Source organism: Vibrio sp. LB10LO1 (genome assembly GCF_010092875.1).
GTDB classification, from domain to species: Bacteria; Pseudomonadota; Gammaproteobacteria; order Enterobacterales; family Vibrionaceae; genus Vibrio; species Vibrio campbellii.
This window is the reverse complement of the sequence record NZ_JAADJW010000026.1, coordinates 12,355-25,452: the sequence shown is the minus strand read 5'-3', so window position 1 is coordinate 25,452 and position 13,098 is coordinate 12,355. Positions and strand designations below refer to the sequence as shown.

At 46.1% G+C, this 13,098-nt stretch carries 12 protein-coding genes; 1 reads left to right on the top strand and 11 read right to left on the bottom strand.

Annotated features, from left to right (window positions below; all coding sequences use genetic code 11):
* Window positions 1–68 precede the first annotated feature (68 nt).
* Both GXP65_RS17570 and GXP65_RS17565 read right to left on the bottom strand, forming a co-directional pair.
* The gene (locus tag GXP65_RS17570; RefSeq protein ID WP_162093367.1) at window positions 69–1,595 is read right to left on the bottom strand and encodes a winged helix-turn-helix domain-containing protein; all 1,527 of its coding nucleotides are present in this window, start codon (window positions 1,593–1,595) and stop codon (window positions 69–71) included.
* Window positions 1,596–1,685: 90 nt separating this feature from the next.
* On the bottom strand, window positions 1,686–2,288 hold the full coding sequence (locus GXP65_RS17565; protein WP_005530699.1) for a YitT family protein: 603 nt from the start codon (window positions 2,286–2,288) through the stop codon (window positions 1,686–1,688).
* A gap of 347 nt (window positions 2,289–2,635) precedes the next feature.
* Here GXP65_RS17565 and glyA point away from each other — a divergent pair, with 347 nt between their 5' ends.
* On the top strand, window positions 2,636–3,886 hold the full coding sequence (gene glyA, locus GXP65_RS17560) for a serine hydroxymethyltransferase (RefSeq protein ID WP_038865388.1): 1,251 nt from the start codon (window positions 2,636–2,638) through the stop codon (window positions 3,884–3,886).
* Window positions 3,887–4,904: 1,018 nt separating this feature from the next.
* On the opposite strand, the gene lipA is transcribed toward glyA, so the two are convergent.
* The 9 genes from lipA to rsfS all read right to left on the bottom strand — a co-directional run bounded on the left by lipA (window position 4,905) and on the right by rsfS (window position 13,057).
* A complete protein-coding gene (gene lipA, locus GXP65_RS17555; protein WP_162093366.1) occupies window positions 4,905–5,870 on the bottom strand; it encodes a lipoyl synthase in 966 nt (321 codons plus the stop codon).
* Window positions 5,867–6,529: a lipoyl(octanoyl) transferase LipB gene (gene lipB, locus GXP65_RS17550; RefSeq protein ID WP_005438575.1), complete on the bottom strand. Its 663-nt coding sequence runs from the start codon at window positions 6,527–6,529 to the stop codon at window positions 5,867–5,869. The genes lipA and lipB overlap by 4 nt, the downstream gene beginning before the upstream one ends.
* 176 nt (window positions 6,530–6,705) lie before the next feature.
* The gene (ybeD, locus tag GXP65_RS17545) at window positions 6,706–6,984 is read right to left on the bottom strand and encodes a DUF493 family protein YbeD (RefSeq protein WP_005384135.1); all 279 of its coding nucleotides are present in this window, start codon (window positions 6,982–6,984) and stop codon (window positions 6,706–6,708) included.
* 126 nt (window positions 6,985–7,110) lie between these two features.
* Window positions 7,111–8,289 (bottom strand): serine hydrolase, encoded by a 1,179-nt coding sequence (locus GXP65_RS17540; RefSeq protein ID WP_005530703.1) that lies wholly within the window; start codon window positions 8,287–8,289, stop codon window positions 7,111–7,113.
* A 92-nt stretch (window positions 8,290–8,381) separates the two neighbouring features.
* Window positions 8,382–9,185 (bottom strand): septal ring lytic transglycosylase RlpA family protein, encoded by an 804-nt coding sequence (locus GXP65_RS17535; protein WP_045370446.1) that lies wholly within the window; start codon window positions 9,183–9,185, stop codon window positions 8,382–8,384.
* Between the two features lie 3 nt (window positions 9,186–9,188).
* The gene (gene rodA / locus GXP65_RS17530) at window positions 9,189–10,310 is read right to left on the bottom strand and encodes a rod shape-determining protein RodA (RefSeq protein WP_005530707.1); all 1,122 of its coding nucleotides are present in this window, start codon (window positions 10,308–10,310) and stop codon (window positions 9,189–9,191) included.
* Complete coding sequence (gene mrdA / locus GXP65_RS17525) at window positions 10,310–12,235, bottom strand: penicillin-binding protein 2 (RefSeq protein WP_162093365.1); 1,926 nt, start codon at window positions 12,233–12,235, stop codon at window positions 10,310–10,312. The genes rodA and mrdA overlap by 1 nt, the downstream gene beginning before the upstream one ends.
* 29 nt (window positions 12,236–12,264) lie before the next feature.
* The gene (rlmH, locus tag GXP65_RS17520) at window positions 12,265–12,735 is read right to left on the bottom strand and encodes a 23S rRNA (pseudouridine(1915)-N(3))-methyltransferase RlmH (RefSeq protein ID WP_005447517.1); all 471 of its coding nucleotides are present in this window, start codon (window positions 12,733–12,735) and stop codon (window positions 12,265–12,267) included.
* Window positions 12,736–12,739: 4 nt separating this feature from the next.
* Window positions 12,740–13,057 (bottom strand): ribosome silencing factor, encoded by a 318-nt coding sequence (gene rsfS, locus GXP65_RS17515; protein WP_005425840.1) that lies wholly within the window; start codon window positions 13,055–13,057, stop codon window positions 12,740–12,742.
* Window positions 13,058–13,098 lie beyond the last annotated feature (41 nt).

Genomic DNA, 13,098 nt, shown 5'->3' with positions numbered 1-13,098 from the left:
AAGTTTTATGGATGAAAAAGGGCAAAAAACAAAAGCTAACAGAGTTTAATGAAAGCTTAATTTTATATTTATATCTTTGTTTTTATTGGGCTAATTTCCGAGTCGATATTAGTGCAGTATTCTTCAATTAACGCCTTCCAACGCATCACAATTTCTTTATCTTGAATGCTGACTCGCAGTTTGGTCCAAGGTTGTAGACAGGTTTCTTTTGATTCCGGTTGAGACAAACGGCTAAACAATTCTTCAGAAGGCATGACACGTAATAGGGCTACTAGAGACTCCATGTAATTTAGGCGGAATTGGTCGAGCTTATTTTGTTTATAAGCAATGTGCGAGACAAAGGTATACACCAGAGCATTCTGAATTCGTGAGTCACCCGCAGGCGTCGTCAACAATGTTTTTGCTTTATCTAGGTTGCCTAATTTGTAATGCAACAGACCAAGCCAAAGGTTCAATTCATCGGGAAGAATATCGAATGCAGATTGAGCTTGAATAAGATACTCCTCAAGCTTGGACTTATCTTGTTCATACAACGCAAGGTGACGAGCAATGGTGATCGCGGTGAATTCATCCATGTGCTTGACTGACTCTGTTGGGAACTTTTTGTCGAGCAGCATCTTTTCGTGCTCTTTAGTAAAGTGCCAAGCGCTTTTTGATGGTTCTGGTAAGTTGAAGTATCGAGCAATATCGGTATGTAGGTTGAACAAATCCGATTGTAAATGTGCGATACGCAATGTGTACTCGTTACGAAATGCCAACTTACCCGTTGCAGGATAAATCAGATTCATTTGTGCTTTTAACTGCCCCTCTGTCGGACTGTCTTTGAGTTCGATATTAAGCAGGTAGTCGCTGGTCTGCATGTTACGAGCGCCGGGGAAATAGGGAGTCTCGTTGATTGGGTCGAGAAAATAACTCGGCGCATCTTGGTTAGCGATATCGGTATAGGGATATTCGACTTGCTGTTGCAGCAAGATAGCTTTTACCACGGTACGATACTCACGAGCAGCGGTGCCTATTGCATCTACCCGGTTCAGTAGCAGCTCTACTTTTGGGATGAGTAATTGGTTACGCGTTTGCTGAGTGGAAATACCTTGTTGCTGCCAGAGTGTTACACCAAGCCCAATACTGGTCACGGCGAACAACGCACATAAACCATAAACAAAGCCGAGTTTACGAGAAGAGCGGGATGGTTCTGTTTCAGCTAATTTGGCTTTCCTCTTGCCTGATTTTTTCGGTTGCAGTAATCGGACATTAGCCTGATTAAGGAAGTAGCCTTTACGTGGGTAGGTGACCAACAATTTGGCGGCATCGTGCTCCGGCAAGTGTTCTTGAAGCAAAGCTCTGAGTGTGCTGATTCGGTTGGTGAGCACGTTCTTTGAAATGAACTTACTTTGCCAAATGGTCTCGATGATGGTTTCAGCAGAGAGCGGGTGTCCCACACTGGTGAGTAACAGTTCCAGTAACTCGACGGTACGCGGCTCAAGATCGATTGTGCTCGCTTGTTTGTGAAGCGTCTGGGTCTCTGGGTTGTAGATCAGTTCGCCAATAACAATCTGACTGTTGGTCTGTTTGGCTTGTTGTAGAACGTCGCGCATACCATCATGAGTGATTAGGGAATGGCGAGATATTATATAGTCATTGGAGCGCAAAATCTTATAAATCGCGCTCCAATTATCATGGAAAGATTATGAACCGTAACTTACTGAGTAGCGATGCGGTTTGTGATTCATTGCAAGTACAAGGTTCAGTGCGAAGGCGCCAAGAATCGATAAGCCGATCACCCAAGGTGTGACGAAGAAGAAAGACGCAAACAAGATACACGCGTCGATCGCCATCTGAGATTTCCCGACCGAAATACCGAATTTGTCCTGAATGAACAAGCACAGCACGTTGAAGCCACCCAAACTTGAACGGTGACGGAACAGGATCAACATACCCAAGCCCATCAACAGCCCGCCAGCAACCGCACAGTAAATCTCATTAATCGACTCGAGTGAGATCAGCAAATACAGATTATCCGCAAAGATAGAAACCAAAGCGCCAGAAATTGCACTATTAATCGCAAAATGACGGCCGAAGCGTTTCCATGCTAGCAAGTAAAAAGGACAGTTGGCTAAAAAGTACAGCACACCAAACGTAAAAGGTGTAAATTGGCTAATAAGCAGAGCCAATCCTGTGGTGCCTCCGGTTAAGAGGTTCGCGGATTGGAGAAAGAAAACGCCTTGAGCGACCAAAAAGGTCCCCGTAAGAATTGCCATCCAGTCTTCTTTTCTTGAGTGTTTTTCCATCTATTATGCAGTCGTTAGTGATAAATCGGCCGTGCATAGTAGTAAAAAGATGATCTTTTCGGTAGCTAGAGGGTAAAATTTGCGGTAAACCTATGTAATTGTCGTTTTACAGGGTGTAAAGCACAAAATTGACAGTCAACGGATCATGGTTAAACGATTGCAACATCGTCATGATATTTCTTGCTTGTCACCATGAAAAAACTGCATGAGAAAAATTGTAAATTTCTCTTTATGACCTAGATCAAATTATGTAGAATGCGCGCCATTAGGTCGACGAAAACGTTTGCGTTAGGTCGTTATCCAGTTTTTTTGCAACTTTCAGTACCAATCTGAGTCAGGAGATACAGATGCTTAAGCGTGATATGAACATCGCAGATTACGATGCGGAACTGTTCGCAGCTATCCAGGAAGAAACACTTCGCCAGGAAGAACACATTGAACTAATCGCTTCTGAAAACTACACAAGTCCACGTGTAATGGAAGCTCAAGGTTCTCAGCTAACGAACAAATACGCTGAAGGCTACCCAGGCAAGCGTTACTACGGCGGTTGTGAGTACGTAGATAAAGCTGAAGCACTGGCAATCGATCGTGCATGCCAACTGTTCGGTTGTGAGTACGCGAACGTACAGCCTCACTCAGGTTCTCAAGCAAACAGCGCAGTTTACATGGCGCTTCTAAACCCAGGCGACACAGTTCTGGGTATGAGCCTAGCGCACGGTGGTCACCTAACTCACGGTTCACCAGTAAACTTCTCTGGCAAGCACTACAACGTGATTCCTTACGGTATCGACGAAGCAGGTCAAATCAACTACGACGAGATGGAACAGCTAGCGCTTGAGCACAAGCCTAAGATGATCATCGGTGGTTTCTCTGCTTACTCACAAATCGTTGATTGGAAACGCATGCGTGAAATCGCGGACAAAGTTGACGCTTACCTATTCGTAGACATGGCACACGTTGCTGGTCTAATCGCAGCAGGCGAGTACCCAACACCAGTTCCACACGCTCACGTAGTAACAACGACTACGCACAAAACGCTAGCAGGTCCTCGTGGAGGCCTTATCCTTTCTAACGAAGGTGAAGAGCTGTACAAGAAGCTGAACTCAGCAGTATTCCCTGGCGGTCAAGGTGGTCCTCTAATGCACGTTATCGCTGGTAAAGCTGTAGCGTTCAAAGAAGCGATGGAGCCTGAATTCAAAGCTTACCAAGCTAACGTAGTGAAAAACGCGAAAGCAATGGTTGGTCAATTCCAAGAGCGTGGCTACAAGATCGTTTCTAACGGTACTGAGAACCACCTATTCCTAGTTGATCTAATCGACAAAGACATCACTGGTAAAGATGCAGATGCAGCACTTGGTGCAGCAAACATCACAGTAAACAAGAACTCTGTTCCAAACGATCCACGCAGCCCATTCGTAACGTCTGGTATCCGTGTAGGTACGCCAGCAATTACTCGTCGCGGCTTCACTACTGAAGACGCGAAAGAGCTAGCAAACTGGATGTGTGACGTTCTAGATAACATCGGCAACGAAGAAGTTATCGAAGCGACAAAACAGAAAGTTCTAGAAATTTGTAAGCGTCTACCAGTTTACGCGTAACTTTCTTCATTGAGTGCGCCGATTTCGTTGTCGAACATACTCATTTGCTAGAAGCAAACTCCGTGTGTTCTCCTAGAACTCGACACATCTATTTCGAAAGTTCACCCAATTTAAAGGTCCTCATTTGAGGGCCTTTTTGTTTTTCTAGCGTATGGAAGTATCAGCTCAGAGTACGTTGAAAGCAGATTCCTGATATCGCCTAGGCTCTTCGGAATGACGCGCTTTGGGTTTTGAGAGACAGGTTGTTATGTGGAGGCTCGGGAGTATTTGAGTGGAAAACGAAAGAGATTATTAGATTCTGAATATACTTCGGATTTACTCAAGAGCCCAACCTCGTCATTCCCTACAAGCGAGGAACGAGCGGGATAGGGAATCTCTAATTGTCATTGCTGCTTAGAGAGTGCGTTGAAACGAGATTCCTGATATCGCTTAGGCTCTTCGGAATGACGCGTTTTTAGTTGTGAGAAATAGGTTTGTTGTGTGGAGGCTTTTGGGGAAGTAGAAAAACGAAAGAGATGATTAGACTCTGGATATATTTTTGATTTACTCAAGAGCCCAACTTCGTCATTCCTTACAAGCGAGGAACGAGCGGGATAGGGAATCTCTAATTGTCACTGCTGCTTAGAGAGTGCGTTGAAATGAGACTCCTGATATCGCCTGGGCTCTTCGGAATGATGCGCTTTTGGTTTTGAGAATCAGGTTGTTATGTAGTGGCTTGGGAGTATTTGAGTGGAAAAAGAAAGTGATGATTAGACTCTGAAGATACTTTGAATTTACTCAAGATCCCAACGTCGCCATTCCCTACAAGCGAGGAACGAGCGGGATAGGGAATCTCTAATTGTCACTGCTGCTTAGAGAGTGCGTTGAAATGAGATTCCTGATGTCGCCTAGGCTCTTCGGAATGACGTGCTTTGGTTTGAGGAGAGCGGCTCGTTATCCGAATAGCAGTGGTTTAGATTCATCAGAAACAAAAAAGGTTGGCACTGAGCCAACCTTTCTTTTCAAAACAAGCGAGTGCTTATTTAATCTCGATACCTTGAGCCTGCATATCGGCATGGTAAGAAGAGCGAACAAATGGACCACACGCCGCGTGGGTGAAGCCAAGTTCTAGTGCGATTTCTTTTAACTCGTCAAACTCTGAAGGTGGAACGTAACGCTCTACTGGCAAGTGGTGACGGCTTGGCGCTAGGTACTGACCAAGAGTCAGCATAGTTACGCCATGTGCACGAAGGTCTTTCAGTACTTCGACGATCTCTTCTTTCGTTTCACCAAGACCCATCATTAGACCTGATTTCGTCGGTACATTTGGATGCTGCTCTTTGAATTTTTGCAGCAATTGTAGTGACCATTTGTAGTTCGCGCCTGGGCGAGCTTTACGGTACAGACGAGGTGCCGTTTCTAGGTTGTGGTTGAAGACATCTGGCGGGTTGTCTTTCATAAGATCAAGTGCCACATCCATACGACCACGGAAGTCAGGAACCAGCGTTTCAATCTTGATGTGTGGGTTTAGTTCGCGGATCTCGCGGTTACAGTTGGCAAAATGCTCTGCACCGCCATCACGCAAGTCATCACGGTCAACTGAAGTGATTACAACATACTTCAATTTCATGTCTGCGATGGTTTTCGCTAGCTTTTTAGGCTCTTCAGCTTCAACAGCAAGTGGGCGACCATGGGCAACGTCACAGAAAGGGCAACGGCGAGTACAAATCGCGCCAAGGATCATGAAAGTGGCCGTACCGTGGTTAAAACACTCAGCTAGGTTAGGGCAAGATGCTTCTTCACATACAGAGTGAAGGTTGTTCTTACGCATCGCTGATTTGATGTCTTGAATACGTTGGCTGTCGGCTGGTAGCTTGATCTTCATCCAATCAGGCTTACGTAGCACTTCTTTCTGCTCTGAAGGCATGTTCTTTACGGGAATCAATGCCATCTTGTCGGCGTCGCGGTATTTAACGCCTTTTTCCATCTGGATTGGTTTGCTCATGCTTTGTTACCTTGAGAAGGTGCTTCTGTGCTGAATTCTACTTGCTCGTAATCAAGCAAAGTAACGAGTTCTTGTATTAGTTGTTTTTCCACGGCTTCGATGTCTTCTGGTCCACCAACTTGGCTAACCTGAACCATCTCCATTCCTTCATAACCACATGGGTTTATACGTAAAAACGGACCTAAGTCCATATTGACGTTCAACGCTAGGCCGTGGAATGAGCATCCTTTTCGAATGCGAAGTCCGAGAGAACATATTTTTTTACCGTCGACATAAACGCCCGGAGCGTCAGGTCGCGCAGCAGAATCGATATTGTATGCCTTAAGAGTGTTAATAACGAGGTTCTCGATGTGTGTAACGAGATCTCGCACTCCTAATTTTTTGCGACGTAGGTTGATCAGGAAGTACGCGACTAATTGACCAGGGCCATGATAAGTCACTTGACCACCACGATCGCTTTGAACAACAGGAATATCACCAGTGTTAATCAGGTGCTCGGCTTTACCCGCTTGACCTTGTGTAAATACTGGGTTGTGTTCTACCAACCAAACTTCATCAGGCGTGTCGTCTGTGCGTTGGTCAGTGAACTCATGCATCGCCTTCCATACAGGCTCATAATCTTGGCGTCCAAGTCGTTTCACAACAAGTTGGTGTTGCATGGGAATTCCTGTCGCTAATATATAAAGTTTTTGGATTATAAACCGGATGAACCTGATGCTCTACAGCTGAGTAACAGATTTTTAACTGAAAGACTCGCTGTTTTGCATTATCTACATGATAAATAAAAAGAAAGCAGCCGAAGCTGCTTTCAAAAAAAATTTAATTTATCAAAAAATTATAGAACCATGCGTACGATGTCGATTTCACCCAGTTCTTTGTATAGGGTTTCAACTTGCTCGATAGAGGTTGCAGTGATGTTGATAGACACCGAGTGGTAGTTGCCCTTAGCACTTGGTTTTACTGTTGGGCTGTAGTCACCTGGAGCATGGCGCTGGATAACTTCTAGAACTAGCTCTGGAAGCTCAGGCTTTGCATGACCCATTACCTTGTATGTAAATGAACAAGGGAACTCAAGCAGGTCTTTCAATTTTGCATCAGAGTTGATGGTTAGCATATCGGTAACTCCAGTTGGTATTCGTTGCGGTGCGAAATAGTACAGTCAAATTAGGGTGAACTCAAGATTAACAAAGCCGCCCTAGTTGGCGGCTTTGCAGACTTGTTTGTTGGTCAGAAGCGACTGTTAGAAGAAGCTCTTAAACAACAATACGATGTAGTCCCACATGCGGCTAAATAGGCTGCCTTGGTCCACTGTTTCCAGTGCCATTAGTGGGTACTCAGCAATATCTTCACCATCAATTTGATAGTATAGCTTACCAACTACATCACCTTTCTTAATTGGGGCTTCTAGCTCTTTTTCAAGTACGAAGCTTGCTTTTAGGTTCTTTGCTTCACCGCGAGGCAGTGTCACGTAAGTATCTTGGTCAAGACCTAGTGCTACAGTGTCTTTGTTACCCATCCATACTTTTTCTTCTACGAAAGTTTCACCGGCTTTGTGTGGTGCCACTGTTTCGAAGAAACGGAAACCGTAGCTCAGTAGCTTCTTGCTCTCTGATTTACGTGCGTTTGCATCTTTTGTACCCATTACAACAGCAACCAGACGCATCTGACCTTCTGTTGCAGAACTTACTAGGCTGTAACCTGCATTGCTCGTGTGACCAGTTTTGATACCGTCAACGTTCATGCTCTTGTCCCACAGTAGACCGTTACGGTTGTACTGAGTGATGCCGTTGTAAGTGAATTTCTTATCAGAGTAGATACGGTACTCGTCTGGCACGTCACGGATCAGTGCTTTACCAAGTAGTGCCATATCGTAAGGCGTTGAGTATAGGTTCGGGTTGTCTAGGCCGTGAACGTTAGCGAAATGCGTGTTCTTCATGCCCAGTGTGTTTGCCCATGCGTTCATTAGATCAACGAATGCGTCTTCAGAGCCAGCAATGTGCTCAGCCATTGCCACACAAGCATCGTTACCTGATTGAATGATGATGCCGCGGTTTAGGTCATGAACCTTAACCGTTGTACCTACTTCGATGAACATTTTTGAAGAATCAGGGAAGTTTTTCGCCCAAGCATTCTTACTGATGGTCACATCATCGTCTTCTGAAATATTACCACGCGCTAGCTCTTGGCCAATTACGTAGCTGGTCATCATCTTTGTCAGACTAGCAGGAGACAACTTTGTGTTCATCTCTTTCTCAGCCAGAACTTTACCTGAGTTGTAATCCATCAAAACGTAGCCTTTGGCAGCGATTTGAGGTGCATCTGGGACAACAACTGGTGAAGCAAAAGCAGATTGAGCGATGGTTGCAGATAGTGCAACCGTAGAAACGAGAATAGATTTCACAAACTTATTTTTATTCATGGTAATTCAAATTTTTTGGTTAACTGCCGACATCTTAACAGAATCCCCACTTATGTAAGAGGGGCTCTGCATAGAAAATCATGACACCAAGGTCATTTGTCAGTTTTGTGTTTTTTAATAAATGCGGTCGAATAGCCGAGCAACTTTACTTTATCCAGAGTGGCTTGCGTCAGGGAATAGTCAGTATATGGGCCTAGCAGCAAGCGATACGTATCTTTCGAGGACTCCAAGAAAGTTTCCGTATCCAGCTTTTGACCAAGCTCTTGGCCTAAAGTTCGCGCTCGATCTTCATATTTTGATGACGCAACCTGAATCACGTATCTCGGGTGTGCAGCGAGCGACTTCTCATCGGTCGGTTTATCTACCGTGATGACTTCAATCTCTACGTTTGCGGTACCGGTTTTCACGACATCTAGCTTATGTGCCGCTGCGTAACTCAAGTCAATGATACGGCCATCATGGAAAGGGCCACGGTCATTCACTCGGACTACGGTTGACTTGCCATTGTCGGTATTGGTTACCTTCACGTAGCTCGGCAGTGGCAGGGTTTTATGCGCCGCTGTCATTGAGTACATGTCGTAGATTTCGCCGTTCGAGGTTAAATGGCCTTGGAACTTTTTGCCATACCATGAGGCACGACCTTTTTCCGTAAAGCCTTTTGCGTCACGAACGATTTTGTAGTCCGAACCGCGCAGGTTGTAATCGCTGTTACCACCTAAGCTATAAGGTTCGTATTTAGGATGCGCATCCTCAATGTGCTCGACCGATAGTGGTTTATCAGGAGCTACATCGGATTCAAGCTCATAACGGCCTTCCTGTGTTTTTTGGTCGGTAGAAGAACAGCCCGCCAAAATCACAGCAGAAAAAACTAAGGAATATAAAGCGCGTTTTTGCATGGTCTAGGTCGCCTTAGAGAATGCTTTTCGGTGCGTGTGGATCGACATCAGAATGCCAAAACCAGCCATCAGTGTCACCATTGAGGTACCACCATAACTGATCAACGGTAAAGGTACGCCTACTACAGGTAGGATGCCACTTACCATGCCGATATTTACAAAAATATACACGAAGAAGCTGAGTACAATACTGCCTGCCATCATTCGACCAAACGCGGTTTGCGCTTGGCTCGCGAGGTAGAGACCACGGCCAATAATGAATAGATAGATGGCTAATAGGCAAAGGAAGCCAATCATACCCCATTCTTCTGCAATTACTGCAAAGATAAAGTCAGTGTGTCGCTCTGGAAGAAATTCCAATTGTGATTGCGTGCCTTGTAACCAGCCTTTGCCGGAAATACCACCAGAACCAATCGCAATCTTACTTTGGATGATGTGGTAGCCAGCGCCAAGTGGGTCCGACTCCGGGTTAAACAGCGTTCGTACGCGAACCTTTTGGTATTCACGCATCAAGAAGAACCACAGAATGGGGATAAATCCACCGAGTGCCACTGCCGCGGCAGCAATGATTTTCCAACTGATACCAGCAAGGAAGATAACGAAAATACCGGAGGCTGCGATCAGGATAGAGGTACCCAAATCAGGCTGTTTGGCGATAAGAATAGTCGGTAAACAGACCATAATCAGCGCCACAATCAGGGTTTTGAATGTCGGTGGGAGAGGTTGGCGGCCGATGTAGCGAGCGACCATCAAAGGCACGGCAAGCTTGAGAAGTTCAGATGGTTGGAATCGGACGAAACCAAGGTTTAGCCAGCGTTGGGCACCTTTGGATGCTTCACCAAAGAACAGCACCCCAAAGAGGAGTATGACCCCGCCAACGAACATCAGTGGAGCGAGGCTCTCATACGTTCTTGGTGAGATTTGCGCCAAAACGATCATGACTACTAAAGACAGCACCATACGCATCGCTTGGCGATCCATCATAGCCAAACTTTGGCCACTTGCGCTGTACATAATGACTAGGCCAAAGCCCATCAATGCAAAGATGCCGAGTAATAACGGCAAGTCGATATGGAAGCGTTCAAACAGGGCGCGGTTTTTGCCTGTAGAGGGATCCATTTTCATCACTGCGTTACCTCTTTCTTCGCGTTGTTTTGCTCTTCTTCAGGTTCAATTTTTTCAGGGCCGATAATGACTCGGTCGAAGATCTTTCTCGCAACTGGCGCACCATTACTTGAACCACCACCGGCGTTTTCTAGCACCACTGATACCACCACTTTAGGATCATCAAAGGGTGCAAAGCCGGTAAACAAGGCGTGGTCACGTAAGTGCTCTGCGATTTCATCCGCGTTGTATTCTTCATCTTCACCAAGGCCAAAGACCTGTGCGGTACCGGATTTACCACCAGTTTGGTAATCCATGTTGTAGAAAGAGCGACGAGCGGTGCCTTTCGTACCATGGTTTACTAAACGCATGCCTTCTTTCGCCATATTCCAGTACTTGTCTGGCACATTTTGAATCGGTGGGTAGGTGACGTATTCCGAATTTTCTTGCTCTTCGAAATCACCGCCGTTATCGATGGTGGCTTTCAATAAGTGAGGAGCTGTCACTGCACCTTCGTTGACCAGTACTGAGGTTGCTTTGGCAATCTGCATTGGCGTTGCTGTCCAGTAGCCCTGACCAATACCAACCGGAATGGTGTCACCCTTGTACCAAGGTGTCTTATGGCGTGCCATCTTCCACTCACGAGTTGGCATGTTGGCCTTACTTTCCTCATAAATGTCGATGCCCGTGTAATCGCCAAAGCCAAACATCATCATCCAATTTGATAGCCGATCAATGCCCATGTCGTAGGCAATTTGGTAGAAGAAGGTATCGACCGATTCTTCAATCGACTTAATGATGTCTACGCGGCCATGCCCCCAACGCAGCCAATCTCGGAATGGGCGAGTGTCGGAGTTTGGAATACGCCAGTATCCAGGGTCATTACGTGTGGTTTTCGGAGTAATGACTCCTTCTTCCAGCGCTGCTACAGCAATGAAGGGTTTGATGGTCGAAGCTGGTGGGTAAATACCTAGCGTTGTACGGTTAACCAATGGGCGGTTCTTGTCGTTCAGTAGTGCGCGGTACGCTTTACCGGAGATACCGTGTACGAATGCGTTCGGGTCGTAACTTGGGCTTGAAACCATCGCAAGTACGCCGTTATCACGAGGATCAAGCACAACAGCACTACCACGTCGGCCATCAAGCAGTTGGTGCACGTAAAGCTGTAGGTTGATATCAAGGTTTAAGACGATGTCTTTCCCCGCAATAGGCGGAACGTATTTCAGGGTACGAATGACGCGACCACGACTGTTGACTTCAACCTCTTGGTAGCCCGCTGTGCCGTGCAGCAAGTCTTCGTAATACTTTTCGATGCCTAACTTACCAATGTCGCGTGTCGCTTGGTAGTTGGCGTCTTTTTCTTCACGGATTAGGCGCTGCATATCGCGGTCATTGATTCGTGACACGTAGCCAATGACGTGAGTCAGGACTTCGCTGAATGGGTAGTAGCGTTTCAATGTCGCACTGATTTCAACACCAGGAAAACGGTATTGATTCACTGAGAAAACAGCGACTTGGTTTTCATTCAATTGAGTTAACAGTGGCACAGACTTGAAGCGACGAGTGCGCTTACGTTCACGGTGGAAACGCTCAACTTGTTCGGGCGTGATCTCAAGGATGGTTTGCAGCGCTTCAATGGTACTGTCGATGTCTTTGATTTTCTCTGGAGTCAGCTCCAAGTTGAAGACTGGACGGTTTTCCGCGAGCAATACACCGTTGCGGTCATAGATAAGACCACGGTTAGGAGCGATTGGAACCACTTTAATGCGGTTATCATTAGAGCGGGTTTTATAGTCTTGAAACTGGTTTACCTGAATGTTGTACATATTGGCAACCAGCAAGCCCATCAAAATGACGATACCTAAAAATGCAACAATAGCGCGGCTAGAAAATAGACGCGCTTCTGCTTGGTAATCTCGAATTTGACTGCGGCGTTTACGAATCATTAACGCTTGTCTCTACAGCTAAGTAGCGATTATTCGCGGTGGTAAGGGTGGTTAGCAGTAATGCTCCACGCTCGGTATAAGCTCTCTGCCATCACGATGCGCACAAGTGGGTGCGGCAGTGTCAATGCAGACAGTGACCAGCTTTGGTCTGCTGCGGCTTTACAAGCTGGCGCTAAACCTTCAGGGCCACCGATCAGAATCGACACATCACGACCATCGAGCTTCCACGCTTCTAGCTGCTCGGCCAGTTGCGGGGTATCCCACTTTTTGCCTGGGATATCGAGAGTGACGATACGAGCACCTTTAGGTACGGCTGCCAACATCGCTTCGCCTTCTTTTTGCAAGATACGCGCGATGTCTGCATTTTTGCCGCGTTTACCCGCAGGGATTTCAACCAACTCAAGTGGCATATCATGTGGGAAACGACGACGGTATTCTTGAAAACCTTCTTCGACCCATTTTGGCATTTTTGTGCCGACGGCAATTAGTTGAATTTTCAAACGATTAACCCCAGAGTTTTTCTAGTTGGTATAGCTCGCGGTGCTCTTCTTGCATCACGTGAAGCATTGCGTCGCCCATATCTAGGACAACCCATTCGCCTTCATTTTCGCCTTCCATACCTAGCGGCTCTAGACCTGCCTTCTTCACTTCAGATGCGACGTGATCAGCGATAGATGAAACGTGACGCTTAGATGTGCCAGTACAAATGATCATGTAATCTGTCACGCTTGATTTGCCTTCTACATCTAGAATAACAATCTCTTCCGCTTTCATGTCGTCGGCTTTATCGGCTAAAAAGTCTTTAAGTTCTTCGCGAAGCACTCGGTTTTCCTCGGTATTTTCTTTTCTGTCTGTGGGCGTTT

What these genes read in the sequence shown, in the direction of transcription:
- GXP65_RS17570 (WP_162093367.1), bottom strand. Translation starts at nt 1,595, where the DNA reads ATGCGCGACGTTCTACAACAAGCCAAACAGACCAACAGTCAGATTGTT.
- GXP65_RS17565 (WP_005530699.1), bottom strand. Translation starts at nt 2,288, where the DNA reads ATGGAAAAACACTCAAGAAAAGAAGACTGGATGGCAATTCTTACGGGG.
- glyA (WP_038865388.1), top strand. Translation starts at nt 2,636, where the DNA reads ATGCTTAAGCGTGATATGAACATCGCAGATTACGATGCGGAACTGTTC.
- lipA (WP_162093366.1), bottom strand. Translation starts at nt 5,870, where the DNA reads ATGAGCAAACCAATCCAGATGGAAAAAGGCGTTAAATACCGCGACGCC.
- lipB (WP_005438575.1), bottom strand. Translation starts at nt 6,529, where the DNA reads ATGCAACACCAACTTGTTGTGAAACGACTTGGACGCCAAGATTATGAG.
- ybeD (WP_005384135.1), bottom strand. Translation starts at nt 6,984, where the DNA reads ATGCTAACCATCAACTCTGATGCAAAATTGAAAGACCTGCTTGAGTTC.
- GXP65_RS17540 (WP_005530703.1), bottom strand. Translation starts at nt 8,289, where the DNA reads ATGAATAAAAATAAGTTTGTGAAATCTATTCTCGTTTCTACGGTTGCA.
- GXP65_RS17535 (WP_045370446.1), bottom strand. Translation starts at nt 9,185, where the DNA reads ATGCAAAAACGCGCTTTATATTCCTTAGTTTTTTCTGCTGTGATTTTG.
- rodA (WP_005530707.1), bottom strand. Translation starts at nt 10,310, where the DNA reads ATGAAAATGGATCCCTCTACAGGCAAAAACCGCGCCCTGTTTGAACGC.
- mrdA (WP_162093365.1), bottom strand. Translation starts at nt 12,235, where the DNA reads ATGATTCGTAAACGCCGCAGTCAAATTCGAGATTACCAAGCAGAAGCG.